Here is a 26,602-nt window from a genome sequence, read left to right as displayed (position 1 = left end):
TGCGTGCGGACGTCCGAACCGTCCTGGCTCCGTATGCTGTGCCCTTTCGGCACTGCACACGAGGGGGCTCGGTGAAAGATCTCGCGGACTCGGTCGAATCGGTGGAGCAGCTCGCCGCCGCTTGGCGCGGCATGGTCCTCGACCGCGACCCGGACGCCGACGTGCGCGACCTGCCCGGCATCGCGGTCCGCTGGGCCGACAGCCGGTTCGCGTTCTGGAACTGCGTCACGCTGACCGAGGTCGGCGCGGACGCGGAACTGCTGGAGCAGCGCCTGGGCCAGGTCGCCGACATCATGCGCGCGAAGCGGCAGCCCGGTTTCCTGTGGCTCTTCGAGGACCTCCTCGCCGACGACGCCCGCGCCGCGCTCGACGCGGCCGCCGGCCGGGCCGGTCTCCGGCACGCGTTCCCCGGCACCGGCATGGCGGGCGACCTGCTGCCGCTCGACGAGCCGGGCCACCCCGACCTGACGTTCGCGCGCGTGAGCACCGACGACCAGCTGCTGGCCTACGCGGACCTGAACTCGCGCGCCTACGGGTTCCCGCTGGAGGCCGGCCGCGACGGGCTCGCCGGTTCCACCCTGTGGAAGAACAACGTGTACGCGTACCTGGCTTTGCGCGACGGTGTTCCGGTGGCGTGCGCCGCGTCCGTCGAGGCCGCGGGGCGGCTGTTCGTCGCGCTCGTCGCCACCGACCCGGACTGGCAGCGCCGGGGCTACGGCGAGGCGGTCACCCGGAAGGCCCTGCACGAGGGCGGCCGGGCCACCGGGCTGACCCGCGCCACCCTGCACGCGACCGCCGCCGGCGCGCCCGTGTACCTGCGGATCGGTTTCCGGCCGAACTCGACGGTCCACTTCTACGGCCTCGAGGGCTGACTCCCGCCGCCGCCGGCCGCCCATCGTCCGTCCGGGTGATCTTCGCGAGGCGCCGGCGGCGGGGAGGCCCCACTACCGCGCCGACTGCTCAGTGGACGGCGTGCACCACGACGGCGAGGCGATCGCCGAGGAGACCGGGTCCGGTCGCGTCCACATCGGACGGAACCTGACGCCGCGACCGCTGGTGCCGGAGGTGGTGCACGTCAACCCCGTCGGCGGCGTCGCACGACCACCACCGCGCCCACGACCAGTGCGGACGCCAGCAGCACCGGCAGCACCGCGGGCGACGGCCACGACGAGCGGACGTACTCGGTGACGACCACGACGGCGCGGTGCGGCTCGTCGGTCGCGGCACGCGTGAAGCGGATGTCGTCGGTGATGTGCGCCGGCTGGAACTCCGCGTCGTAGCGGGTCAGGTACCGCGGGCCGGTCAACGCGGCGGACAACGTCGGGTACCGCGGGTCCGGCTTCACCTCGCCGGCGAACGTGAGGTCGGGCGCGGCGCCCCGGGGCGCCGGGTTGCCGACGTCCATCCGGTGGTCGGCCAGCACGTACAGGCGCAGCGGCTGCCGGCCCGCGGCCGTGGCGGACAGCCGCATCGGGTAGACCGGCGCGTCGGTCTCGAACGCCAGCCGCATCGGCGGCAGGCCGTCGGCGAGGCTGCCGGAGGTCGGCGCCAGGCGCACCGCGACGACGAGCCACCCCTCCGCGAGGTACGGCCCGAGCGCGCCGCCGAGGGCGTCGGGCAGGGTGAAGTCGTGCTCGCCCAGCCACTGCGTCACGGCGGTGGCGTCGGTGCCGGCGAGCTGGGCGACCTCGTAGGGCCCGACCTCGACGTGGTCCACGACGGTGGCGCGGTGATCGGACTGCGGCGGGGCGCCCGCACCGTCGCCGTCCACCACCACGCGCCGCACCTCGACGTCCGGGCGGCTGATCCGGTCGAGCTCGGTGAACAGCTCGCCGTCGGCCACCTCGAAGCGGGCGCGCGCGGGCACCGGCATGAGGAACGCCGCCCGGGTCGCCTCGGACCGCGCCCGCACCGAGAGCGTGATCGACTCGGTGCGACCGGTCAGCTCCACCAGCGCGGTCTCCTGCTGGGGGCGCAGCTCGTCGTTCGCGACGAACGCGCCGCAGGCGCACGCGCCGGACGTCGCGGGGTCCACCGCCACCAGGGTGGCGGCGAACGCGAGCACCACCGCGATCCGGGTCGCCGTTCGGCCGGTTGCCATGCCCCGTCCGACGCGGCCGGCCGCCGCCGGGTTCCGCCACCCGGACCACCCGTCTCGACCAGCGGCGGAGCGGGTGGCGCGCCCCGCGCCGGGGTCGGTTTCCGGCGGCGGTCGTCGGGGTTTGCTATCGTTTTGGGCAGGAGAGCCGGGTGAAGGGGACTCGACGTGGCGGGTGAAGACGACATCTCCGGGTGAGATCCGGATGTGATCGGCCATCGGCGTTGCCGCCGTGGCCGTCTTAGTCGTCCACCTTTTCCTCTTGGGCACCGCGGTGCCCGCATCACCTCAGAGGTCTCACCACCATGTCCGAAACCTGCGTCGTCGTGTCCGGCCTGTCCTTCTCCTGGCCCGACGACACCCCCGTGTTCGACGGGCTGTCCTGCACCGTCCCGACCGGCCGCACCGGTCTCGTCGCGCCCAACGGCGCCGGCAAGTCGACGCTGCTCAAGCTGATCGCGGGCGAGCTGCGGCCCTCGGCGGGCACCGTCGCGGTCGACGGCGTGCTCGGCTACCTGCCGCAGGACCTGCCGCTGACCGGTGAGCCGAGCGTCGCCGAGGTGCTCGGCGTCGCGCCGGTCCTGCGCGCCCTGGCGGCCGTCGAGTCCGGCGACGTCGCCGACGAGCACTTCACCACCATCGGCAACGACTGGGACGTCGAGGAGCGCACCCGAGCCCAGCTGGACCGGCTGGGTCTGGGGGACATCGCCCTCGACCGCCGCCTGCACACGCTCAGCGGCGGCCAGGTCGTGTCCCTCGGCCTGGCCGCGCAGCTGCTCAAGCGACCGGACGTGCTGCTGCTGGACGAGCCGACCAACAACCTGGACCTCGACGCGCGCCACAAGCTCTACGACGTGCTCGACGACTGGCCGGGCTGCCTCCTCGTGGTCAGCCACGACCGGGCCCTGCTCGACCGCGTGGACCGCGTCGCCGAGATCGACGGCGGCGAGGTCCGCTACTACGGCGGCAACTTCACCGAGTACGAGCGGGCGGTCGAGGCCGCGCGGGACGTCGCCGAGAAGAACATCCGCAACGTGGAGCAGGAGCTCAAGCGCGAGAAGCGGGAGATGCAGCAGGCACGCGAGCGCGCCGCGCGCCGGGCGAGCAACGCGGCGCGCAACCTCGGCAACGCGGGCCTGCCCCGGATCTTCGCCGGGACCATGAAGCGCAACGCGCAGGAGTCGGCGGGCAAGGCGAGCGGGACGCACGCGGCGCGGGTCGGCGCGGCCAAGGCCAGGTTGGACGAGGCCGAGCGGGCGCTGCGGGACGAGCAGAAGATCTCCCTGGAGCTGCCGCAGACCGCGGTGCCCGCCGGGCGCACGCTCTTCCTGGGCGAGGGCCTGCGGGCGGGTTACGGGGATCGGGAGCTGTTCGCGGGCGAGGGCGCGGACCTGGCCATCCGGGGACCCGAGCGGATCGCGCTCACCGGGTCCAACGGCGTCGGCAAGTCCACCCTGCTGCGGATCATCCACGGCGACCTGGAGCCCGCCGGCGGCGAGGTCAAGAGGGCCGACGGTCGGATCGCCTACCTGTCGCAGCGCCTCGACCTGCTGGACGGCGCGCTCACCGTCGCCGAGAACCTGGCCAGGTCCGCGCCGGCGATGCCGCCGGCGCAGCGGATGAACCTGCTCGCGCGCTTCCTGTTCCGGGGTTCCCGGGCGCACCTCCCGGTGGGCGTGCTGTCCGGCGGCGAACGGCTGCGCGCCACGCTGGCCTGCGTCCTGTTCGCCGAGCCGGCGCCGCAGCTGCTGCTGCTCGACGAGCCCACGAACAACCTCGACCTGGTCAGCGCCGGGCAGCTGGAACGCGCGCTCGACGCCTACCAGGGCGCGTTCGTCGTCGTCAGCCACGACGAGCGGTTCCTCGCCGAGATCGGGATCGACCGCCGGCTGCGGCTGGAGGACGGCCGGCTGCTGGAGACCGCCGCACCCGAGGCGGGCTGAACCGTGGTCGAAGCAGCTCTGCTCGCGCACGACCTGGTGCGCGTCCTCGGTGGCCGGCGCGTCCTCGACGGTGTCTCGCTCACCGCGGCCCCGGGCCGTCGGATCGGCCTGATCGGCGAGAACGGCGCCGGCAAGTCCACGCTGCTGCGGTTGCTCGCGGGCGTGGACCACCCGGACCGGGGCCGCGTCGAGCGGCCGGCGGACCTCGGCTACCTGCACCAGGAGCTGTCGTTCGCCCCCGAGGCGACCGTCGCCGACGTGCTCGACGAGGCGTTGGCCGACGCCCGCGCGGACCTCGCCGAGCTGGACCGGCTCGCCGGCCTGCTCGCCGACTCCCCGGACGACGCGGACCTCCTCGCCGGCTACGCCGACCGCCTCGACCGGGCGCAGCGGCACGAGGCGTGGGACGCGGACCGGCGGGCGGAGGTCGTCCTCACCGGGCTCGGCCTGGACGACGTGGCGCGCCACCGCGCGCTCGCCTCGCTCTCCGGCGGTCAACGCGCACGGCTCGCGCTGGCCGCGCTGGTGGTGCGCAGGCCGTCCGCCCTGCTGCTGGACGAGCCGACCAACCACCTGGACGACGACGCGGCCGGCTTCCTGGAGGAGCAGGTGCGCGGCCTGCCCGGCGCCGTCGTGGTGGCCAGCCACGACCGGGCGTTCCTCGACGCGGTGTGCACGGACGTCGTCGACCTCGATCCCGCGCCGGACGGCCCGGTGCGCCACGGCGGCAACTACACCGCCTACCTGACCGAGAAACGCGCTCGACGGGCGCGTTGGCAGGAGCGCCACGCCGCGGAGCAGGAAGAGCTCGCGGCCCTGCGCGACTCGCTCGGCGTGACGACGCACCAGGTCGCGCCGAACCGCGCCAAGCACGACAACGAGAAGATGGGCTACGGGCACCGGGCGGGCCGGGTGCAGAACCAGGTCGCGCGCCGCGTGCGCCACGCCACCCGCCGGCTGGCCGAGCTGGAGCGGCGGCAGGTCCCCGCGCCGCCGAGGCCCCTGCGGTTCCACCCGGACGCCCTCGTGCACGGGGACGCCGTGGACCGGGCGCCTGACGACGCCCTGGTGACGCTGCGCGACGTGCACGTGCCCGGACGCCTGTCGGTCGACCGGCTCGACGTGCCCGCCACCGGGCGGCTGCTGGTCACCGGTCCGAACGGCGCCGGCAAGTCGACCCTGCTGCTCGTGCTGGCCGGCCTGGTCGAAGCCGGCGGCGTGCGCCGGCGCCCCGGGCTGCGGGTCGGCCTGCTCGGCCAGGACACCCGGTTCGACCACCCCGGGCGCACCGCGCGGGAGACGTACGAAGCGGCCCTGGGTCCGGCGCGGACCGAGGCCGTGCCGCTGCTGTCGCTGGGTCTGCTGCACGAGTGGGACGCGGACAAGCCCGTCGGCGACCTGTCGGTGGGTCAGCGGCGGCGGCTGGCGCTGGCGCTCGTCGTGGCGGACCCGCCCGACCTGCTGCTGCTCGACGAGCCCACGAACCACCTGTCCCCCACGCTGTGTGACGACATCGAGGACGCCCTCGGCCCCGGGCCGGGCGCGATCGTGCTCGCCTGCCACGACCGCAGGCTGCGTTCGCGGTGGCGGGGCGCCCATGTCCGGGTCGACCCGGCGCGGCCCGGAACGCCGCAGGTCGGGCGGGTGGTCGCGGACGAAGGCGGGTGATGCGGGAAGGGTCGGCCCGGCCGCACTCGCGGGGTGGCGGCCGGGCCGGCAGGTGCTCAGCGCCGCCAGTCGTTGGGACGGCTGGTGCGCCAGTCGTTGGGGCGGCCGTTGCCGGTGGTGATGGTGACGGTGCTCATGTGCTCTCCCGGGGTGCTCGACTCTGTGTGAGGGCTTGGTTACGGTGTCATCACCTGGCTTGAGGCGGTGACACCCAATGGTCGCGGGGAGCCGACGACAACGCGCATCCCCTCTGGGGTGGTGGCGTGGGTGGTCGCTGTGGCGGCTGCCGCGCGCCGTGCTGGTGTACGTGCTGGGCGTGGAAGTCGTGGCCCTGGTGGCGGTGGCGTCCGTGGCGACGTTGACGCCCGTGACGAGCCGCCACTGGGTGTGGTTCGCGGTGCTCGCCGGCGCGGCCGTGGTGCACTTCGAGGCGGCACGCGGGCTGGAACGGGTGCGCGAGGTGGCGGCCGAGGGCAGCCCGTACGCGCACCCGCAGTCGATCTGGCTGTTCGCGGGTGTGCTGGTGCTGCCGCCGCCGCTGCTGGCCGCGCTGGTCGCGGTGAGCTACGGCTACGGGTGGGTGCGGATCTACCGGCGCAGCCCGCTGCACCGCAAGGTCTTCTCCGCCGCCACGGTGCTGCTCGCCTGCTGGTCGGCGGGCGCGGTCCTGCTGGCCGCGCACCCCGATCCCGCGCTGCCGCACGCCGCGCAGCTGACCGGCCCGGTCGACCTGGGCGCCCTGGTGGCGGCCGGTGTCGCGTACTGGCTGGTCAACCTCGCGCTGGTGGTGGGCGCGATCCTGCTGTCCACCCCGGTCCGGCCGGGTCGCGACGTGCTGGGGCCGTTGAGCCAGCAGCTGGTCATCGCCGCGTCGATCGGCCTGGGCACGGGCCTGGCCGTGGTGCTGGTCACGGCGCCGTGGGTGGTGCCGGTGCTGGTGGTGACCATGCTCGGGATGCACCTGGGGCTGCTGCTGCCGGTGTACCGCACCGCCGCCCGCGTCGACGGCAAGACCGGCACGCTGACCTCCGTGGCCTGGACCGAGCGGGCCGCGGCCGAGCTGACCCGCTCCGCCGCGACGGGTGCGCCGATGGCCGTGCTGCTGCTCGACCTGGACCACTTCAGCGACATCAACAACACCCGCGGGCACCTGGCCGGCGACCACGCGCTGCGCGCGGTGGCCGCCGAGCTGCGCCGCCAGGTCCGCGACGGCGACCTGGTCGGCCGGTGGGGCGGCGAGGAGTTCGTGGTGCTGCTGCCCGGGACCGGCCCGGTCGACGCGCGCCACGTCGCCGAACGGATCCGCGCCGCGGTCCGCGAGCCGCTGACCGACGTGCCCGGCGGTGTTCCCGGCGCCGACGGCGCGCTGCGGATCACCGCGTCGCTGGGCGTGGCGGTGTTCCCCGCCCACGGCGGCACGGTGGACGAGCTGCTGCTCGCCGCCGACACCGCCCTGTACCGCGCGAAGAACAACGGGCGGGACCGGGTGGAGACCGCGCCCTCCGGCACCGCGGGCTGACCCGGGATGGTCGACGGGGACGCCGGGCGGGCGCGGTACCGCGAGGTGTTCGCCTCCGCCGAGTTCCGGGCCCTGTTCGCCGCGCACACCGTCTCCACCATCGGCGACCAGTTCGCCCGGGTCGCGCTCACGGTGCTGGTGTTCCGCGACACCGGCTCGCCCGCGTGGGCGGCGATCACCTACGCGTTGACGTTCCTGCCCGACCTGGTCGGCGGTCCCCTGCTGGCGGGTCTGGCCGACCGGTACCCGAGGCGCGCCGTGATGGTGTGCTCCGACGTGCTGCGCGCCGCGCTGGTCGCGCTGATGGCCGTGCCGGTGCTGCCGTGGCCGGTGGTGTGCGGGCTGCTGGTGCTGCTGCAACTGGCCGGCGCGCCGGCGGTGCCCGCCCGGACCGCGCTGCTGCCGCACGTCCTGCCCGGTCCCGCGTTCCGCGCGGGCGCCGCCGCGCTGTCCACCGTGAGCCAGGCCGCGCAGGTCGCCGGGTTCGCCGCCGGCGGCGTCCTGGTGCTCGCCGTGGGCACGGGCGGCGTCCTGCTGCTGGACGCCGTGTCGTTCGCGGTGTCCGCCGCCGCCGTGGCCTGGTGGGTGAAGAGCCGTCCCGCGCCCGGTGGCGGGGTGGCGCGGCCGGGGTGGTGGCGGGCGATGACGGCCGGCGCGCTCCTGGTGTGGCGCGACCGCAGGCTCCTCGCGCTGGTGTGCTTCGCGGCGCTGTCGGCGTTCTACATCAGCGGCGAGGCGCTGGCCGTGCCGCTGGCCGACCAGTTCGGCGGCGGGCCGGTCGCGGCCGGGCTCCTGTTCGCCGCCTACCCGGCGGGCTGCGCCCTGGCGAGCCTGGTCGTGGCCACCCGCCCGGAGGCCGCGCAGCTGCGCGCCCTGCCCGTGCTGGCGGTGGCCACCAGCGCGCCGCTGATCGCCTGCGCCCTGCACCCCGGCCTGCCGGTCCTGGTGCTGCTGTTCGTGGCGTCCGGCGCCGCGTCCAGCTACCACGCCATCGCCTCGCCGACGTTCGCGCTGTGGACCCCGGACGAGGCCAGGGGTCAGGTCTACGGCCTGGCCGTGACCGCGCTCAAGATCGCCCAGGGGCTCGGGGTCGCCGCCGCCGGTCTCGCCGCCGAGCACGTGCCGCCGCACCAGGTGGTCGCGGCGGGCGGTGTGCTGGGCGTGCTCGCGGCCTTGGGCGTCGGCGTGCTGTGGCGGCGCAGCGGCGCCACCCGCGTGGACCGGCCCGTCACCCGGTGAGCGGGCGTGGCGGGCGAGCCGCGGTCGCCGTTCGGCGGCGGTGATCGCGTCCAGGTCGCCGCGGGTCGCCTCGACCTCGCCGATGCCCGGGACCGGTGGCGTGCCGCTGCGGCGGGCGAGGCAGGATCGTGGCATGAACCTCGATCCGCGGCGGGCGGCGGTGCTCGCGCTGCACTGGCAGGTCAACGTCATCGAGCCGGAGGGGTTCTTCGGGCCGATGCTGAGCGGGCCCGTGGCCCGCAGCGGCGTCGTCGACCGGGCCGTGCGCTTCCACGAAGCCGCCGGTGTCCCGGTGTTCTTCACCAGGTTCACCATCCCCGAAGGCGAAGGCGGGCTGGTGCGCAACACCGGCTTCATGCGGGCCGTCGGCGACGCGCAGGAGGCGTTCCGGCCCGACGCGCCGGGCGCGCGGCTCATCCCGCGGATGGCGGGCGGCACGCCGACCGTGGTCGACAACCAGAAGCTCTCCGGTCTCGCCGGCGGCGACCTGGCCTCCCGGCTGTCCGGGCAGGGCGTCGACACACTGTTCCTGACCGGTGTGGCCACCAACCTGACCGTCGAGCAGACCGCGCGCCACGGCACCGACCTCGGGTTCACCGTGCACGTGGTCAGCGACTGCGTGACCGCCGCCGACGACGCCGCGCACACCGCCTCCCTGGCGAACCTGGAGCTCACCACGGCGGGCTGCCTGACCGCGGGAGAGGCCCTGGCGCGCCTGCGCGTGCGGTCCTGAGACGAGGTCAGGTCGCGGGCAGCGAGACGAACCCCTCGCGCACCACGCAGCGGCTCGTCGTCGCGGCCCGGTCGAGCCGCGCCGCGACGGCGGCTGAGGCCGGCGCGCCGAACGGTCCTGGCACCGTACCGCCCACCCGCCCCGGGGTAGGGCGGAGGTTCGGTGGGTGCACGCTCAGCAGCAGCACGCGTGCTCACCACGCTTTACCGGGGACGAGGCCGGTGACCTCGGGCGTGACGGTCACGTGCGGTGGGTTGCCCGGTGAGACGCGCCGCCTGTCCGGTGGACGGTTGACCGGGGACCCCGTCAGGCGACGAGGTCCCCGGTTCCGGTGGTCAGTAGATCCAGCCGTAGCCCTCGACGCGCACGAACACGTACCCGGCGGCGCGCGCCGCGTCCTCGGTGGCACGGGTGGCCGCCAGCAGATTGTCGCCCCGACCCGGGTGCCACCACTGGGTCAGCGGCACGGTGCCTTGGTAGCCCGGGTTGGCGAAGACGTAGCCCAGGGTCATCACGTACTTGTAACCGGCGGAGAACCCGGCGGCGCGGCCGTCGTTGGTCGCGGTGATGTAGTCGTCCTGGCGGCCCTCGTGCCACATGAGCGTCAGTTCGCGCTGCGGGTAGGCGGGGTTGTTCTGGAAGGCGGTCGCCGCCCCGAACTCACCACGCATCCGCACGTACCCGAGGGTTCTCATGTAGTCGCTCAGCGATGGGGGGACGAGGGTGTTGTCCTCCCACCCCTCGTGCCACCAGGTGCTCAGCGGCACGATGGTCCAGGAATCGGCGTGCGCGACGGGCGCGGTCGCCGTGCTGCCGACGAGCAGCAGCAGCGCCAGCAGCACGGTCGGCAGACGGCGTGAGCGCGCACGCGCGGGACCCGGTTGGTTCATGGACGGCCTCCGTTACTTGTGCCAGACGGTGTAGGTGATGACGAGCGGTTCGTCACCGGTGGGGATGGCGGTGACCTGGACGGCCACCAGGTTCTCCTCCGCGGTGCGGGCGCACAGCCACGCGCCGGGGTCGAGGGGACCGATGGCCACCTGGTCGTAGCTGCGCCGGGCCAGTTCGTCGGCGCAGGCGGCGGCATCGGGCGGGGTGGCGACCGGCGTGATCGGCAGCTTCCCGCCGCCCGATGTCCACAGCTCGCGGTAGCCGCCGACGTACCAGAGATCGCTCGCGCCCGGCTCGACCTCGCCGATCCGGCCGGTCTCCACGTCGAGGTAGTCCTGGTCCCGCAACGACGTCGTCCCGGTGCGCACGACCGCGCCCGGCGCGACCGCGGTGACGGAGCCGGCCGCCGTGGAGCCGGACGGCGTGGTGGTCGGTGAGCCGGACGGCGTGGTGGTCGTCGAGGTCGCGCCCCGGCCCGGACCGGCGGCCGTGCCGGCGCCGGTCCAGTAGCCGTGGACGGCCGCGCCGGTCATGCCCGCGGCGATCGCGATGAGCAGCGCCATCGCGAGCGCGCTCAGGCCGACCGGCCGGCCGGTGAGCTGGATCAGCCCCAGGAACCCGGCGAGCACCGACAGCAGCCCGGCGACCAGCACGCCCGCGTCGGACCCGGTGGTGACCAGTTGCGCCACCGCCGCCACGTCGGCGATCGAGCTGAGCCCGGCCAGGGCCGTGGCCCGGCGCCCGACGGCCCGCGACACCGCCTCCTGCGCCGGAGCCTCCTGTGCGGCAGAACGCGGCGTCACGGCTTCCTCCCGCCCTTCGGATGTGCCACGGATCGTGGCAGCGCGAGGACGGCGGACGCGTCCCGGAAAACCGTGATTCGCCGGGTGCTCAGTTCCCCGGCAGGCGGTCCAGGTAGGTGAGGACGGCGAGCACGCGCCGGTTGTCGGCGGCGGTGTCGGGCAGGTCGAGCTTGTGCAGCACCCGCTGGACGTGCGTGCCGACGGTGTTCAGCGAGACGAACAGGCGCTCCGCGATCCCCCGGTCGGTCAACCCCTGCGCCATCAGCGCGAGCACTTCCCGTTCCCGCCTGGTGAGCACGCCGAGCCGGTCGCCGAGCACCTCCTCGACCACGGTCGCGTCGATCACGACCTCACCCGCGACGAGGCGCGCCAGCGTCGACTCCAGCTGCGCGGCGTCGAGGAGGTGGTCCTTGAGCACGTAACCGCAGCGGCGCGCGCCGGTGAGTTCGAGCAGCGCGGTGGCGTAGCCGGGTTCGGCGTACTGCGACAGCAACAGCAGCGGGAGGTCCGGGTGTGCGCGCCGCAGCTCCCCCGCCAGCCGCAGGCCCTCGTCGGTGAACGACGGCGGCATCTTGATGTCGAGGACGACGAGGTCCGGCGCGGTGGCGCGGATCAGCGCCGGCACGTCGTCCGGTGACCCGGCGGCACCGGTGACCACGTGCCCGTGCGCGGTCAGCAGCCGGGCGAGGCCTTCCCGGATCAGCCACGAGTCGTCGGCCAGGACTAGTCGCACGACAGCTCCGCGATGAGCAGGGTGCCGGCGGGCACCGCGTCGGTGACGGACAGCGTGCCGTCGAACGCGGCGGCCCGGTCGGCGAGCCCGCGCAGGCCGCTGCCGTTCTCGGGGACGGCTCCGCCGACGCCGTCGTCCGACACCTCCACCCGCAGCACGTCGCCGTGCAGGGCGAGGCGCACGCGCGCACACGTCGCGTGAGCGTGCTTCACCACGTTGGTCAGGGCTTCGCTCACCACGAAGTAGGCCGCTGTCTCCACCGGTTGGGGCAGCCTGCGCGGCAGCGAGTCGTCCACGGCGACCGGTAGCGGCTGGCGGCGGGCGAGCGCGCGCACCGCCGGGGAAAGGCCCTGCTCGGTCAACACCGCCGGGTGGATGCCGCGGGCCAGCTCGCGCAGCTCCGCGATGGCGCCGACCAGTTCCTGCCGCGCGTCCTGCACTGCCTCGTTGACGGCCTGGTCGGCCGGGTCGAGCTGCTGCTGGAGCAGCCTCAGCGCGATGCCGACGGCCAGGATCCGCTGCTGGGCGCCGTCGTGCAGGTCGCGTTCGAGCCGTCGTCGTTCGGTGGCGGCGGCCTCCACGATGCGCCGCCGTGACGCCCGTGCCTCCACGAGCTGCCGGCGCACCACGGCGTGCAGGCGGGCGTTGTCCAGTGCCAGGCGGGTCGCGGCGGACGTCGCGGTCAGCAGCTTCGGCTCGTCCTCCAGCGCCGGGTCGTGCAGCACCAGGCCGATCGGGGGTGTGCCGCCGATCGGCAGCGCGGCCCGCCCGTCGACGGACACGTGCTCGCCCTGTTCGTCCACGTACCGGTCGCCCTGCGGGAACACCAGCCGGAGCGTCGGGTCGCGCAAGGCCTTGCGCAGCGCGGGCTGCAACCGGCCGATGGGCGTGTGCTCGACGGCGCGCACGAAGTCCGCCACCGACCCGTACCGCAGCCGCTCGCGCAGCAGGCCGAGCAGGAACGCGCCGGGCATGGTCACGACCGCGAGGTAGGGCAGGGCGTCCGACAGCCGGTTGCCCGCCGGCGTCGCGCCGGCCACGACCAGCACCGTGGACAGCGCGAACAGCATGATCACGACGAAGCCGCAGGCCAACGGGTAGGCCAGCGTCTTGCGCCTGCCGGGGCTGGCCCGTCGCACCTTGAGCCACATCAGCGCCGGGTAGACCACCGCGAACGCGAGCCAGCCGGCGTCGACCAGGGTGGACGACCCGCCGCCCGCGAAGCCCGACTCCGGGGACGAGCCGGTCCACGGCGTCCGGGTGACCGTCCGGATGGCGGCGGTGAGGCCGAGGACGCCGACCAGCGCGCCGTAGCCGTAGAGGGCGGCGATGAACCTGCGGGACGACCTGTGGTGGATCCGACCTTCCGGGTAGGACAACAGCAGGTGGGCGAATACGACGACCTGGAACGGCAGCACGGTCCTCGCGACGACGAGGTCGACCGCACCCCACGTCCGCGTGGTCTCGATGACGAACCCGGCGGGCGCGTCGAGCAGCAGGATCAGGCCCAGCAGCTGCATCAGGAGTCCGACCCGCCGGTCCGGGCGGACCACCACGGCGAGCACGCCGACGCCGACCCACACCAGCGGCGAGCCGATCTCCCACGCGTACCACGCGGGGTGTTGGCGCCCGGCGGTCACGGCGAGCACCACGTCCGCGATGGCGACCAGGACCGAAGCGGCCGACAGCGCCCACGTCAGCGCGACCGGTCGGCGCATCACCCCTCCGCGAGGAGGTCGACGAGCGCTTCCACGGTGAACTCGTCCTTGCCGAGGAAGCCGCGCACCAGGACCAGGTCGGCGAACTCGCCGAAGTCCGCCCGCTGCCTGCCGGAGACCAGCACCACCGCCGGCCGGACCGGTCCGGCTTCGAGCCGGCGCGCGACCTCGAACCCGTCGAAGTCGGGGAGCAGCACGTCGAGCACGACGAGCTCCGGCGCGGTCGCCGCCGCGAGCAGGAGGGCTTCGCGCCCCGTCCCGGCCTCGGCCACCACGTCAAACCCGTTGGTCCGCAGCAGCCGCGCCAGCAGCCGGCGGTACGAGACCTGATCGTCGACCAGGAGGACGCGCACCATACCCACACCATCCGGCACCGGCGGACCGGGCGCGAGGCCGCGGGCCGAACATCACGGATCTCCATGATCTGCGCACGGCGGCAGGATGCCGGCGCGCCCCCCGGGACGCCGGCACGACGCGGCACGTCCACCCCAACGGCCGTACTCGGACCGACTCGGACGAGCACGCGGAGGTGTCGACGACGGGAGGTGTCACCCCGCGCCCGCGGGTCGGTTGGGCGTTCCACCCGACATCCGAACCTGCGGCCCAGGCCCGGCCGCCCGTTCGGCCGAGCGGCAGGGCCACCGGGTCGACCACCGCGAGGGAGGTGACGGGTACGGACGGGCAGACCTGTCCCGCCGGGCTTCCGGCGCACCCGTGCGACGTGGTGGGCTCAAGCCGGCTCCCTGCCGCCGGGCGGACGGGGGTTCCGGAGGACCGGTACCGGCCCCGGTGCCGGTGCGGAGGTGCGAGGCGATGAGGTCCCAGGAGCACGGAGGTCGGGTGGCGGACGGTTCCACGCCGGAGAGGTTCGCGGGCGACCTGTTCCTCGACCTGGCGGCCAAGGGGTGGCTGGTGGTCGAGCCGTCGGAGGCCGCGCGGGTCATCACCGGTCTCGAGCGGACCCTGGAGGTCGTCCGGTCGCGGGCGCACCGGTTCGAGGTGTCGCGGCGGCTGCGGAGCGCCGGTGGCGACGACATCGACCCGGACGTCGACCGGCTCGTGGTCGACGCGGTGTTCGCCGAGCAGGTCACGGCGGGTTCCTGGGAGCACGCGCTGGCCGAGCTGCCGAAGTACATCGAGGCCTTCCGGATGGCGGCCCGCAACGCGCCCCGGCGCGAGCCGTGACGCCCACGCCGAACGACATCTCGTCGTGCGACCTGCGGTTCGAGCTGGCCGCGGCCGTCAAGGACCTCCGCCACTACCGGGACACCCACGACCACGCCACGGCCGACCTGATGCTCGCCTGGATCGACGCGCTGCTCGACGAGTGGAACCGCCGCGCCCGGTGCCGGTGACCCGACCCGACGGGTGCGCCGCGAGCGGGCGTTCGCCGGGCAAGTGGCGGTGTCCGCGATGGATATGGTGGTGGTGACGGCTGACGGGGGCAGCCGCGCCATCGCGCTGCCGCCGGCCCTGAACGTCCGGTGAGGACAGACGAGGGGGGCACATGGACGTGGTAGTGGTCACGGGGTCGGCCGGCCTGGTCGGGGGTGAGGCCGTGCGGGCGCTCGCGTCGAGGTTCGACCTGGTCGTCGGCGTGGACAACGGGATGCGGCGGTACCTGTTCGGCCCGGCCGGTTCCGTCGCGGACAACCTGGCCGACGTCGAGCGCATCCCGAACTACCGGCACCACCGGATGGACGTGCGCGACGAAAGCGCGCTCACCGCGTTGTTCGGCGAGTACGGCTCGGACGTGCGGCTGGTCGTGCACACGGCCGGGCAGCCGAGCGACGAGTGGGCGGCCGACCGGCCCGTGGTGGACCTGAAGGTCAACGCGGTCGGCACGATGAACGTGCTGGAGGCCGTCCGGCGGCACTGCCCCTCGGCGGTGGTCGTGCTGACGTCCACCACGAAGGTGTACGGCGACGTGTCCGACTCCCTGCCGCTGGTGGAGACCGACACGAGGTGGGAGATCGACCCGGCGCACCCCTTCCACGAGCACGGCATCGACGAGTCGATCCGGCTGGGCGGCAACCGGACGTTCGCCGGGGTGTCGAAGCTGGCCGCCGACCTCGCCGCGCAGTCGTACGCGGGTCTGCTCGGGCTGCGGGTCGGGGTGTTCCGGTGCGGCAGCGTGACCGGCGCGCGGCACGCGGGCGTCGAGCAGAACGGGTTCCTGTCGCACCTGGTCCGCAGCGCCGTGCGAGGGGCGACGTTCCCGGTGATCGGGCACGGCGGCAAGCAGGTGCGCGACGTGCTGGACGCGCGTGACCTGGTGGAGATGTTCTGGCAGTTCTACCTGGAGCCCCGGCCGGGCGAGGTCTACCACGCGGGCGGCGGGAGGGAGCGCAGCACGTCGATCCTGGAGCTGATCGCCCGGTACGAGCACCTGACCGGCCAGGAGGTGCCGTTCGAGCACGTGCCCGAGCACCGGTTCGCGGACGTGCGGTGCTGGATCACCGACACCCGCAAGTTCCGGCACGACTACCCGGCCTGGCAGCCGGCGCACGACCTCTCGGACATCCTCCGCTCGGTGCACGAGCACTGGGTCGACGCCGACATGACGGGGGTCGACGACCTGAGCGACTCCACGGCGACCCCTTGACCCGGAACGCGCCGGCTCGTCCTTCACGCCGTCCGGATGTCGTCCAGCGGGCGTGAAGAATCCTTTTAGACGCTCTTGAGACCGCGTGAAGTCGCGGCTCGCAGACTCGGTGGTGCAAGCCGAGTCTGCGGGAGGTAGCGGTGGAACGAATCCGGGTCGTCGTCCAAGCGGCGGATCACCTGAGCATGACGGGCCTGATCACCTACCTCGGTTCGAGGCCCGACTTGGAACTGCTGGACGGCCCCCTGCCCGTGAAACCGGACGTGGTCGTCATGGCGGTCGACCGGCTGGGCGTCGAGGTCGTGGCGCGGCTGCGGCGGGCCGCGACGCACGTCGGCGCGCCGGTGGTGCTGATCGTCGACGAGGTCGGCGAATCCGACGTGTTAACGGCTGTGGAGTGCCGGATCGTGGCGATCCTGCCGCGTGCCGCGGTGACCGACCAGCTGGTGCTGCGCAGCGTCCTGACCGCCGCGGAGGGCGGCGGCGCCATGCCGGCGAGCATGGTGGCCGAGCTGCTGCGGCACGTGCAGCGGTTGCAGCGGCAGGTGCTCACGCCGGAAGGGGGACGTGACCGGCTGTCGGCGCGGGAGACGGACGTGCTGCGGCTGATGGCCGACGGGTTGGACACGGCCGAGATCGCGGGCCGGTTGTCGTACTCGGAGCGGACCATCAAGAACGTGTTCTACGGGATCACCACCCGGCTGAACCTGCGCAACCGGCCGCACGCGGTCGCTTACGCCCTCAGGAAGGGAATGATCTGACCTGTCCAAGGCCAAGGTCAGGCCACCCGGCCGGGGATCGAGGACGCGCTTCCGAGATCACCCGAAAGTGGCACAGGCGTGGGGGATGAATGGAAACGGTAGATTTGTTGCCGGGAAAAGAAGGTGTGGCGCCACGGCCAGGACCGCTGTGCCAACGCCACACCTCCGCACCCACCGACCACCCTCCACGACCACGAGCCCTCCCCCGCCGACCCCACCGACCCCACCGACCCAGCCCACCTCGCCTACCTAGCCCGCTCTGATCCAGCCCACCTCACCTCTCAGACCACGCTGCCCGTCCCACCGCTGCCCGTCCCACCGCTGCCCGTCCCACCGCTGCCCGTCCCACCGCTGCCCGTCCCACCGCTGCCCGTCCCACCGCTGCCCGTCCCACCGCTGCCCGTCCCACCGCTGCCCGTCCCACCGCTGCCCGTCCCACCGCTGCCTGCCCAGATCCAGCCCACCTGCGCGCAGCCCGCTTGCCTCGACCCGTCCCCGCTCAGCGCGCCTCCGCCCAGCGCACCCTCGCCCAGCGCATCCCCGCTCAGCGCATCCCCGCTCAGCGCATCCCCGCTCAGCGCATCCCCGCTCAGCGCATCCCCGCTCAGCGCATCCCCGCTCAGCGCGCCTCCGCGACCCGTGCGATGGCCCGCCTCATATCCCACCGCGCACCGAAACCGCGGTAGAGGTCGGTCGCCTCGCCGACGACGCCCTCGGCCGCCGCCGCCTCGCCGCGCCGGGCGAGCAGGACGGCTTGGTCCTCCAGGGTCTGGGCCAGCTCGAACGTCCGCCCCACGGCGCGGTAGTGGCTGATGACCGGGACCAGGCCCTCCGGGTCCGACGCCAGCACGCTGCGACACCGCCGCGCGGCGGCTGCGGCGCGGGCGGCTTTGGTTTCGCGGGCGGCCTCGGCTTCGCAGGCTTCGACGGCGGCCCGGGCGGTCGCGTGGTCGTTGCCCGCCAGGGCTTGCCGGACCAGCTCGGGCAGCCACTGGTGGCGCAGCATCATGTCGGCGTAGCGGGTGTCGAGGATGGTGCCGAGCACCTCGACCGCGCCCGCGTGATCGCCTTCGCGCGCCGCCGCCATCGCCTGCGCGGCGACGAGGAAGTCGCAGTTCTCGCGGTACGCCTCGGTCACCAGGGGCAAGGTCAGCCCGGTGGTGAGGTGCGTGTCGAGGCGCGCGCCGTCGTCGCGGTGCGCGGCGATCAGCGCGACCACGCCGTGCAGCAGCACGGGACCGCCTTCGCGCAGGCCGAAGCCGGTGAACTCGGGGTCGCCGACGACCGCCTCCAGCCGCCCCACCGCCTCGTCCCAGCCGCCGAGCCAGAACTGGTGCACGGCGGCGGCCAGGTGCAGGCCCGCCACGGGGGTGCCGCGACCGGCCAGGTCGAACGCGGCCCGCAGGCTCGACGTGGCCTCCTCCAGCCGGTCCAGGCACTGGAGGGTGAAGATCCGGTTGTCCAGCAGCAGCAACCGCAGGTCGGTGAGGCTGACGTCGGTGCCGACCACGTCGAGGGCCTGGTCCAGGTACGCCACGGCGCGCGGGTAGTCGCGGCGGACCGCCTCGACCTGCCACAGCACTTCCAGCGCCTGGCCGATGGCGAACGGGTCGGCGGCCCGCTCCCCCGCCTCGATGGCCGCCCGCGCGCTGCTCTCGGCGCCGTCCAGCTCGCCGACCCCCGCCCGCTGCACCAGCGCCAGCAACGACAACAGCCGTGCGCGCCACATGTCCGACAGCACGGGGTCGGCCAGCGCCTCACGCGACGCCGTCACCGCTTCCTCCGCCCGCGCGCCCCGGTAGGGCATGTACGCCAACGTCCAGCGCACTTCCGCGATCAGGTCCGGTGACCGCAGTCGCGGCAACGCCCGGCGCGCATGCTCCTCGGCTTCGGCGTCCCGCCCGATCCGGAACAGCGCGCTGCTGAGGTGCGCCATCAACGTCGCGTCACGTTCGTCCCGCGCGACCGACGACCCGAGGCACCGCTGGAGCAGTTCGACCGCCACCAGCGGCGCGCGGTAGACGAGTGCGGGTGCTTGGGCGACCAGCCAGTCGACCACCCACGGGCCCACCTCGCCGGACGCGGCCAGCAGCTGCTCCGCCACGTGGTCCACGGGTGCGCCGGACGCGGCGAGCGCCTGCGCGGCCTGCTGGTGCAGGGCGGTGCGCAGCGCGGCGGGGGTGCCTTCGTAGAGGGCTTGCCGGATGAGCGGGTGCCGGAACGCCATCCGGGGTCCGGCGTCGCGCAGCACGCCCGCCGCGACGGCTTCCTCCAACCGGCCGGCGAGGTCGAACACGGGCGTGCCGAGCACCACCGACAGGTCGCCGACCGCGAACTCGCCGCCGAGCAGGGCGGACCACCGCAGCACCTCGCGGGTGGGGTCGGCCAGGAAGTCCAACCGGCCGGTCACGGCGGACACCAGCGACACGGGTACCCGGTCCAGGGCGTGCGGGGCGACGTCCGCGATCCCGGTGTCGATCTCGACGACCCGTTCCCGGACGAGCGCGTCGGCGACCTCCCGCAGGTACAGGGGGTTGCCGCCGGCGCGGGCGGCGATGCGGCGCAGCCCCGGGCCGGGTGAGGCGCCCACCAGGCGTCCGACGAGGCCGGCGACCTCGGTGTCGGCCAACGGCGCCAGGTCGAGCACCGCGCCGCCGCCCGACTCGACGTCGCGGCGCAGTCGCGCGACCTCCGCCCGGTACGGCACCGGCCTGGCCGCGCCGACCAGCAGCAGCGGCAGGCGCCGGGCGACGGTCGTGAGCCGGTGCCACACCTGCGTGCTGGTCTCGTCCGACCACTGGAGGTCGTCCAGCGCGAACACGAGCGGGCCGTCCGCGCACAGCTGTTCCACCAGGGCCACCAGCCGGTCGACCGCGCCGAACACCGGGTCGGCGTCGGCGAAGATCGACCCGGCCGGCCGTTCCTGGCGCAACGCCCGCGCGGTCGCCGCCCGCCTGGGGTCGGGTGAGCGGGTTTCGACGCGCAGGCCGTCCAGGGCGAGTCGCAGCGGGAAGCGGCTGCCCAGTTCGTCGGCGACGGCGTGGGCGACCTGGTGGCCGGACCGGGTGGCTTGTGCGAGCAGCGCGGCCGTCAGCGCCGACTTGCCGATGCCCATCTCGCCTTCGATCCACAGCAGCCGGCCCGCGCCGGCGGTGACGTCGTCGACCACCCGCCGCACCGCCGCCAGTTCCACGTCGCGGCCGACGAGTTCCGCGGCGGGCGGCGGGTCGACGGGTTCCACCGTGGACGGTCGCCGCGCGGCCGGCACGGGTTCCGGGTCGGTGCCGCCGAGGATGTGCTCGTGCGCGGCCCGCAGCCGCCGTCCGGGCTCGACTTCCAGTTCCTCCACGAGGACGCGGCGCGCGTCCCGGAACACTTCGAGGGCTTCCGCGCTGCGCCCGGACCGGTGCAGGGCGAGCATCAGCAGTTCGCGTGCCCGTTCCCGCAGCGGTTCCTCGGCCACGAGGTCGGCCAGTTCGGCGACGACCTCGCCGTGCGCGCCGGAGGCGAGCGCGGCTTCGGCGCGCAGTTCCCGCGCGGTGGTGCGCGCTTCGCCGAGCCTGCGCCGCTGGGCTTCGGCGAACGGGCCGGTCAGCCCTGCCAACGCCTCGCCGCGCCACAACGCCAGCGCTTCGTCGAGCGCGCGTCGGGCGGCGCCGGGGTCGCCGTCGGCGAGGTGTCGCCGGGCGAGGTCGCGCGAGGACTCGAACGCGGCGACGTCCAGGCCGCCGTCCACGAGCAGCCGGTAGCCGGAGCCGACGGACACCAGTGACCGGGCGGGGACGCCGCGCGGCCGGTCCGGTTCCAGGGCCTTGCGCAGCGTGGACACGTAGGTGTGGACGCTGCCTTCGGCCGTCGGGGGCGCGTCGGCGCCCCAGACGCCCGCGACGAGCTCGTCACGGCCCACGCCGCCGGACCGCAGCGCCAGCATCGCGAACAGCGCGCGTGGCCGTGAGGAGCCCAGGTCCACTTCCCGCTCACCGGACCAGGCGCGCACCGTGCCCAGCAGTTCGACCCGCAACGCGCCCGTCATCCCGCAGACCGCCTCTCGTCCGACACCCCGCCCGCCGACACCGCGTCCACCCGCACCGCGTTCACCCGCACCACGTTCACCTGCACCGCGTTCGCCCGCACCGCGCCCACCGCCGCGCGCCGACCCTCACCCCACCGACCGCCCCGCCGGACCGCTGCCGCTCAGCTGACACCGACCCATCCGAACTCCTGTCCCTCACCGCGCGGACCACGCATCCGGGCCCGCGCCCGTCGCACGTCGTGCACCGCGCCCAGCGCCTCGTACCCGGCCAACGCCTCGCGGAACGCCGCGTCGGCCGCCGACCGGTCGCCCCGTGCCGCGAGCAGCACCGCCGCGTCCTCCGACGCTTCCGCCAGCTCCACCGGCCGGCCCACTTCCCGGTACCGCGCCACCGCGGCCAGCACCGGCCGCGGATCGCCCGCGACCAGTCCCCGGCAGCGGGCTTCGGCGGTGGACGCCCGACCGGGGACCCGTTCCAGCGCGGCCTCCTCGACGCAGCCGGCCAGCGCGCGTTCGGCGATGTCCGGCCGTCCGGCGCGCAGGGCCAGCCGCGCCACGTCGGGCAGCCACTGGTGCCGCAGCACGAGGTGGCCGGGTTTCGGGGTCAGCAGGGGCTCGACGGCGGCGAAGGCCTCGTCGGGTCGTCCCGCGCGCTCGGCCAGCACCGCCCGTGCGACGAGCAGGAAGTCGCCGTGCTCCCGGTCGGCCGGGGTGACGGGTGGTCGGTCGGCGGCGGCCCGGAGGTGGTCCTCGGCCGACCGGACCCGGCCGCGCCGGGCGGCGATCAGCGCGGCCACGCCGTGCGCGAGGAGCACCGGGCCGCGTTCGCCGAGCGCGCGGCCCGGGTCGTCGCGCAGGGCGTCCGCCTCCGCGAGGGCCCGGTCCCACCGGCCGCGCCAGTAGTCCTGCGCGGCGGTGGTGACGTGCGGGCAGGTCGTGCCGGCGCGGGCCAGGTCGCGGGCCGCGCGCAGCACCTCGTCGGCTTCGTCGAGCCGGTCCAGGTTCTGCAGGGTGAACGCCTTGTCGTCGAGCAGTCCGAGCCGCAGGGTGCCGAGGTCGGGTCGCCCGGCGGTGAGGGCCAGCGCGCGGTCGACCCGTGCCAGCGCCTCCGGGTGGTCGCGGCGGACCGTGCTGACCTGCCACAGCCCTCGCAGCGCGTGTGCCGCGGCGAGGTCGTCCCGCGCGTCCTCGCCGCGCCGCAGCGCGCGGCTCGCCGTCTCCTCCGCGGCGGCGACGTCGTTGAGGCCTTCCCGCTGCACCACGGCCAGCAGCGACTCCAGTCGCGCGCGCCACGGTGGCGGCACCGCGTCGTCGGTGACCGCCGCGCGCAACGCGCCCACGGCGTCGGTCGCCTGGCCGTCCCGGTACTGGGCGTAGGCGAGGATCCAGCGCATCCCGGCGGCCCGGTCGGCGTCCCGGGTGCGGGCCAGCACGTACCTCGCGGCGGCCTGCGGGGGTCGGCCGAGCCAGAACATCAGGGTGGCCAGCAGGGCGGCCAGCCGTTCGCGGCGCTCACCATCCACAGTGGACTCGGCGATGACCGCGCGGAGCAGTCCGACGGTCGCGTCCGGCGCTCTGTCCGCGAGCACCACCGCGTTCGCGACCAACCAGTCCGCGGCCCGCTCGTCCACCGTGCCGGGTGCGGCGGCCAACTGCCCGACGACCAGTTCGGCCGACGCGCCGGCCCCGGCGAGCGCGTCGGCGGCCTGGCGGTGCAGCGCGGCCCGGACACCGGCGGGCACCGAGAGGTGGAGCGCCTGCCGGACCAGCGGGTGGCGGAACGCGAGCTTCGGCCCGCCGTCGTCCAGGACGCCGGCGGCCGTCGCCTCCTCCACGGCGGCGAGGAGACCGCCCAGCGGGCGGCCGAGCGCGATGGCGAGGTCCCCGAGGGCGAACTCGTCGCCCAGCAACGCCGCCGAGCGCAGCACGTCGGTGGTGGTCGGGGACAGGAAGCCGAGCCTGCGGGCCATCACCGACACCAGGGCGCGGGGCAGGTCCTGGTCGACGTCCGACGTGGTCTCGGCCTGGCCGCCGGCCACCCGGACCGTGCCTTCGCGCAGCACGACGTCGACGAGGTCCTTGGTGTAGAGCGGGTTCCCGGCGGCCAGGGCGGTGAGGGCGCGCAGGCTCCGGCCGGGAGGCGCGCCGAGGCGCGTGGTCAGCAGCGCGGTGACGGAGTCGGCCGGGAGGGGGCCGAGTTCGACGACCCGGCCGCCGGAGCCCGCGACGGCGCGGCGCACCTGGTCCACGTCGGACCGTCGTGGCACCGGCCTACTGGCGGCGACCAGCAGCAGCGGCCGCTGGCGCACCACCCGCAGCAGGCAGTGCCACAGCAGGACGCTGGCCTCGTCCACCCACTGGAGGTCGTCCACCACGATCACCAGCGGCGCTTCGGCGCACAGCTCGTCGACCAGGCCGAGCATCCGCTCGATGACCAGCGGCACCGGGTCGTCGCACGCGTCGGCCGGGCCGCGCAGCGCGTGCGCCAGGGCGGCCCGGCGCGGGTCGGCGGAGGACTCGGTGACGTCGAGGCAGTCGAGCAGCACCCGCAGCGGGGTGCGCGGCCCGAACTCGTCGCCCGCGGCCCACGCGACCCGGCACCCGGCCTCGGCGGCGCGGGCGAGGCCGGTGGCCAGCAGGGCGGACTTGCCGATGCCCGGTTCGCCGCCGACCCAGACCGCGCCGCCCCGGCCGGCGAGCAGGTCGGCGACGGCCAGGCGCAGCGCGTCCGCTTCATCGTCCCGTCCGACGAACACGGCCGGTTCGATCATGGGTGACGCGCCGACCCGCGGCGCGGGGACGTCGTCCGCCTTGTCCTCCAAGACGATTCGGTGCGCTTGCCGCAGCGCGACGCCCGGTTCGATGCCCAGTTCCTCCACGAGCACGCGCCGTGCGTCGTGGTAGACCTCCAACGCCTCCGCCTGCCGCCCGGCCCGGTGCAGGGCGGTCATGAGCAGTGCGCGCAGGCCTTCCCGCACCGGGTGCTCGCGGGTCAGCGCGGCGAGGTCGGCGATCACGTCCTCGTGCCGGCCGACGACCAGCGCCAGCTCGGCCCGCCGCTCGGCGGTGGCCAGCCGCAGCTCGCGCAGCCGCGACCGCTGCGACTCGGCGAACGGGCCGGGCACCCCGGACAGCGCCTCGCCCCGCCACAGCGCGTGCGCCTGCTCCAGCTCGGCCAACGCCAGCGCCGGTTCGCGGTCGGCCAGCTCCCTGGCCCGTTCGCGGTGGCGTTCGAAGCGGTGCACGTCCACGCCGTCCACCGGCACGCGCAGGCAGTACCCGGACCCGGCCGAGGTGAGCACGACGCCGGCGGACCGCTTGGTCCGCTCCGGCTCGAACGCGCGGCGCAGCCCGGAGACGTAGGTGTGCAGGCCGGCGCCGGCCGTCGCGGGTGGCGCGTCGCCCCACACGCCGTCGATCAGCTCGTCCTTGGAGACCGCCTGCCCGGCGCGCAGCGCGAGCAGGGCGAACACCGCGCGCCGCCGGGCGGTGCCCAGGTCGACCTCGGTCCCGTTGCGCCAGGCCCGGACCACGCCCAGCAGTTCCACCCTGACGGGGACAGCCGTCACCGCTTCCGCCCGCTGCGGCCGGCCGGCGGCGTCACGACACCCGCGCGGACCCGCCGCCGGCGCGGAAAGCGGGGAAGCGGGGCGCATTCCACTGGGCGGGGAATGGCGTCCGCCGCGCATTCGATCGCCGACATCGGATCACCACACCCCTCGTCACACCGACCTTGCGGCAATCGGCCCATCCACCGAACGGGCACGATCCCACTTCCCAACATAGCCACGGGGAGCCACTCCTGGTCGCCAACAGTAGCGGTAAACGCGAACACCGCCGGAAGCGCGAAAGCCGGGTGGCAGAACACCGCGGTCACCGCATTGGCCGATGTCGCAGGCGGATCAGCCGGATCAGCCGCGCGGGTGATCGGACATCGCGAGCGTCCCATTTCGCTGCCCGCGACTTTCGCGACTCCGCTCGCCGACGACACCGGTGAATGCGCGTCCGCATCGGGCCGGTGCGCGCGCTGAAACCGCCGTGAAACCGCGGTGATCCGGCGCGGCGGCACTGTCGCCCGCATGACGAACCTCCCCACCGAGCCCGCGATCGCGGTGACCGGTCTGCGCCGGTCGTACGGCCACCAGGTGGTGCTCGACGGCATCGACCTGCACGTGCCCGAGGGCACCGTCTTCTCGTTGCTCGGCCCCAACGGCGCGGGCAAGACCACCGTGGTCCGGATCCTGTCGACCCTGATCCGCGCCGACTCGGGCGAAGCCAGGGTGGGCGGGCACGACGTGGCCCGCGAACCCGACCTGGTGCGGGCCGCGATCGGGGTCACCGGCCAGTTCGCCGCCGTGGACGACTTCCTCACCGGCGAGGAGAACCTGCTGCTGATGGCCGACCTGCACCACCTGGGCCGGGCCGAGGGCCGGCGGCGCGTGGCGGACCTGGTCGAGCGGTTCGACCTCGGCGACGCGGCGCGGAAGGCGGGTGTGACGTACTCGGGCGGCATGCGGCGGCGGCTCGACCTCGCCATGGGCCTCGTCGGCGACCCGCGGGTGATCTTCCTCGACGAGCCGACCACCGGGCTCGACCCGCGCGGCCGGCGCGACGTGTGGCAGGTCGTCCGCGACCTGGTGGCCGGGGGCGTGACGGTCTTCCTCACCACGCAGTACCTGGAGGAGGCCGACCGGCTCGCCGACCGGATCGCCCTGCTCGACCGCGGCGTGATCGTCGCCGAGGGCTCCCCGGACGAGCTCAAGCGGCTGGTGCCGGGCGGGCACGTCGAGCTGCGGTTCGCCGACGACCGCGCCCTGGCCGAGGCGGCCGCCGCCCTGGGGGTCGCGCCGGAGCCGGCCGACGGGTCGTCGGTCCTGCGGGTGCCCGGCGACGGCGGCGTCCGCTCGCTCAAGGCCCTCCTCGACCGCCTCGACACCGCGTCGGTCGACGTGGACGGGCTGGCCGTGCGCACCCCCGACCTCGACGACGTGTTCTTCGCGGTGACCGGCCGACCGGCCTCGACCACCGCCCCCACCTCCCCGGAAGCGAACGCCCGATGACCACGATCACCCTCGCCGTGCGCGACTCGACCACGATGTTGCGCCGCCAGTTGCGGCACATGGCCCGCGCCTGGTCCGTGACGTTGATGCTGCTCGCCGTGCCGATCGTCTTCCTGCTGCTGTTCGTCTACGTGCTCGGCGGCACCCTCGGCGACGGCCTGGGCGGGTCCGGCGGGTCGGGCGGTCGCGGCGCCTACGTCGACTACGTGACGCCCGGCATCCTGCTGATCACCATCGTCGGGGCCGTGCAGGGCACCGCGATCTCGGTGGCGATCGACATGACGACGGGCATCATCGCCCGGTTCCGGACCATGGCCATCGCGCGGGTGTCCGTCCTGACCGGGCACGTGCTGGGCAGCGTGCTGCACACCCTGTTCAGCCTCGCCGTCGTCCTCGGGGTGGCCGTGCTCGTCGGGTTCCGGCCGAACGCGACCGGGGTCGAGTGGTCGGCGGTCGCCGGGGTGCTCACCGCGACCGCGTTCGCGTTCGCGTGGCTGACCGTCGCCATGGGGCTGGTGACGAAGACGGTCGCGGCGGCGGGCAACCTGCCCATGCCGTTGACGCTGCTGCCGTTCCTCGGCAGCGGGTTCGTGCCGACCGGGTCGCTGCCCGCCGGGCTGCGGTGGTTCGCCGAGCACCAGCCGCTCACCCCGGTCATGGAGACGCTGCGCGGCCTGCTCCTGGGCACGCCGATCGGGGACGCCGCCGTGGTCGCGCTCGGCTGGTGCGCCGTGATCGCCCTGGTCGGGTACGCGTGGGCGAAGCGGCTCTACGACCGGGACCGCTGACCGGGGTCCG

20 protein-coding genes are annotated in these 26,602 nt (G+C 74.8%); 12 read left to right on the top strand and 8 right to left on the bottom strand.

The genetic code is table 11. The features are described 5' to 3' along the window. The first annotated feature begins 71 nt into the window (after positions 1–71). Positions 72–872: a GNAT family N-acetyltransferase gene (locus EDD40_RS39860; RefSeq protein ID WP_246038229.1), complete on the top strand. Its 801-nt coding sequence runs from the start codon at positions 72–74 to the stop codon at positions 870–872. A gap of 203 nt (positions 873–1,075) precedes the next feature. Here EDD40_RS39860 and EDD40_RS39855 read toward each other — a convergent pair whose 3' ends face one another. Further along, positions 1,076–2,101, bottom strand: a complete 1,026-nt coding sequence (locus EDD40_RS39855; RefSeq protein ID WP_170185380.1) for a DUF2330 domain-containing protein — start codon at positions 2,099–2,101, stop codon at positions 1,076–1,078. Between the two features lie 302 nt (positions 2,102–2,403). Between EDD40_RS39855 and EDD40_RS39850 the strand changes: the two genes are divergently transcribed. From EDD40_RS39850 to EDD40_RS39830, 5 genes are all read left to right on the top strand, one after another. Next, entirely contained in the window at positions 2,404–4,041 is a 1,638-nt protein-coding gene (locus EDD40_RS39850) for an ABC-F family ATP-binding cassette domain-containing protein (protein ID WP_123747462.1), read from the top strand. Positions 4,042–4,044: 3 nt separating this feature from the next. After that, positions 4,045–5,709: an ABC-F family ATP-binding cassette domain-containing protein gene (locus EDD40_RS39845; RefSeq protein WP_123747461.1), complete on the top strand. Its 1,665-nt coding sequence runs from the start codon at positions 4,045–4,047 to the stop codon at positions 5,707–5,709. 214 nt (positions 5,710–5,923) lie between these two features. Beyond that, a complete protein-coding gene (locus tag EDD40_RS39840; protein WP_246038228.1) occupies positions 5,924–7,228 on the top strand; it encodes a GGDEF domain-containing protein in 1,305 nt (434 codons plus the stop codon). Positions 7,229–7,234: 6 nt separating this feature from the next. Beyond that, positions 7,235–8,467, top strand: coding sequence for an MFS transporter (locus EDD40_RS39835; protein WP_123747460.1), 1,233 nt, complete (start codon positions 7,235–7,237; stop codon positions 8,465–8,467). A 133-nt stretch (positions 8,468–8,600) separates the two neighbouring features. Next, a complete protein-coding gene (locus EDD40_RS39830) occupies positions 8,601–9,200 on the top strand; it encodes a cysteine hydrolase family protein (protein WP_123747459.1) in 600 nt (199 codons plus the stop codon). Between the two features lie 335 nt (positions 9,201–9,535). Here EDD40_RS39830 and EDD40_RS39820 read toward each other — a convergent pair whose 3' ends face one another. The 5 genes from EDD40_RS39820 to EDD40_RS39800 form a co-directional block, all read right to left on the bottom strand. After that, a complete protein-coding gene (locus EDD40_RS39820; protein WP_148089065.1) occupies positions 9,536–10,090 on the bottom strand; it encodes a hypothetical protein in 555 nt (184 codons plus the stop codon). A gap of 12 nt (positions 10,091–10,102) precedes the next feature. Further along, positions 10,103–10,894: a hypothetical protein gene (locus EDD40_RS39815; RefSeq protein ID WP_148089064.1), complete on the bottom strand. Its 792-nt coding sequence runs from the start codon at positions 10,892–10,894 to the stop codon at positions 10,103–10,105. Positions 10,895–10,982: 88 nt separating this feature from the next. Then, positions 10,983–11,627: a LuxR C-terminal-related transcriptional regulator gene (locus EDD40_RS39810; protein WP_123747455.1), complete on the bottom strand. Its 645-nt coding sequence runs from the start codon at positions 11,625–11,627 to the stop codon at positions 10,983–10,985. Continuing rightward, positions 11,618–13,345, bottom strand: a complete 1,728-nt coding sequence (locus EDD40_RS39805) for a sensor histidine kinase (RefSeq protein ID WP_123747454.1) — start codon at positions 13,343–13,345, stop codon at positions 11,618–11,620. Before EDD40_RS39805 ends, EDD40_RS39810 begins: the two co-directional genes overlap by 10 nt. Beyond that, positions 13,345–13,701 (bottom strand): response regulator, encoded by a 357-nt coding sequence (locus EDD40_RS39800; RefSeq protein ID WP_123747453.1) that lies wholly within the window; start codon positions 13,699–13,701, stop codon positions 13,345–13,347. Before EDD40_RS39800 ends, EDD40_RS39805 begins: the two co-directional genes overlap by 1 nt. Before the next feature lie 457 nt (positions 13,702–14,158). On the opposite strand from EDD40_RS39800, the gene EDD40_RS39795 reads away from it, so the two are divergent. The 4 genes from EDD40_RS39795 (at position 14,159) to EDD40_RS39785 (ending at position 16,711) form a co-directional block, all read left to right on the top strand. After that, on the top strand, positions 14,159–14,530 hold the full coding sequence (locus EDD40_RS39795; RefSeq protein ID WP_123748635.1) for a hypothetical protein: 372 nt from the start codon (positions 14,159–14,161) through the stop codon (positions 14,528–14,530). Then, the gene (locus EDD40_RS42215) at positions 14,527–14,700 is read left to right on the top strand and encodes a hypothetical protein (protein WP_170185379.1); all 174 of its coding nucleotides are present in this window, start codon (positions 14,527–14,529) and stop codon (positions 14,698–14,700) included. Before EDD40_RS39795 ends, EDD40_RS42215 begins: the two co-directional genes overlap by 4 nt. 152 nt (positions 14,701–14,852) lie before the next feature. After that, a complete protein-coding gene (locus EDD40_RS39790) occupies positions 14,853–15,950 on the top strand; it encodes an NAD-dependent epimerase/dehydratase family protein (RefSeq protein ID WP_123747452.1) in 1,098 nt (365 codons plus the stop codon). A 140-nt stretch (positions 15,951–16,090) separates the two neighbouring features. Next, the gene (locus EDD40_RS39785) at positions 16,091–16,711 is read left to right on the top strand and encodes a helix-turn-helix transcriptional regulator (RefSeq protein ID WP_123747451.1); all 621 of its coding nucleotides are present in this window, start codon (positions 16,091–16,093) and stop codon (positions 16,709–16,711) included. Positions 16,712–17,330: 619 nt separating this feature from the next. Here the strand turns inward: EDD40_RS39785 and EDD40_RS39775 are convergent. Beyond that, entirely contained in the window at positions 17,331–20,744 is a 3,414-nt protein-coding gene (locus EDD40_RS39775; RefSeq protein WP_123747450.1) for an ATP-binding protein, read from the bottom strand. 161 nt (positions 20,745–20,905) lie between these two features. After that, positions 20,906–24,313 carry an ATP-binding protein gene (locus EDD40_RS39770; RefSeq protein ID WP_246038226.1) on the bottom strand — a complete coding sequence of 1,136 codons (3,408 nt, stop codon included), beginning with the start codon at positions 24,311–24,313 and terminating at the stop codon, positions 20,906–20,908. Between the two features lie 510 nt (positions 24,314–24,823). On the opposite strand from EDD40_RS39770, the gene EDD40_RS39765 reads away from it, so the two are divergent. Next, entirely contained in the window at positions 24,824–25,804 is a 981-nt protein-coding gene (locus EDD40_RS39765) for an ATP-binding cassette domain-containing protein (RefSeq protein WP_123747449.1), read from the top strand. After that, the gene (locus EDD40_RS39760) at positions 25,801–26,592 is read left to right on the top strand and encodes an ABC transporter permease (protein ID WP_123747448.1); all 792 of its coding nucleotides are present in this window, start codon (positions 25,801–25,803) and stop codon (positions 26,590–26,592) included. The genes EDD40_RS39765 and EDD40_RS39760 overlap by 4 nt, the downstream gene beginning before the upstream one ends. The last annotated feature ends 10 nt before the right edge of the window (positions 26,593–26,602 follow it).

The organism is Saccharothrix texasensis (assembly GCF_003752005.1).
Taxonomy (GTDB): domain Bacteria; phylum Actinomycetota; class Actinomycetes; order Mycobacteriales; family Pseudonocardiaceae; genus Actinosynnema; species Actinosynnema texasense.
The sequence above is the reverse complement of the archived record's forward strand: the minus strand, read 5'-3'. Positions and strand labels throughout refer to the sequence as shown.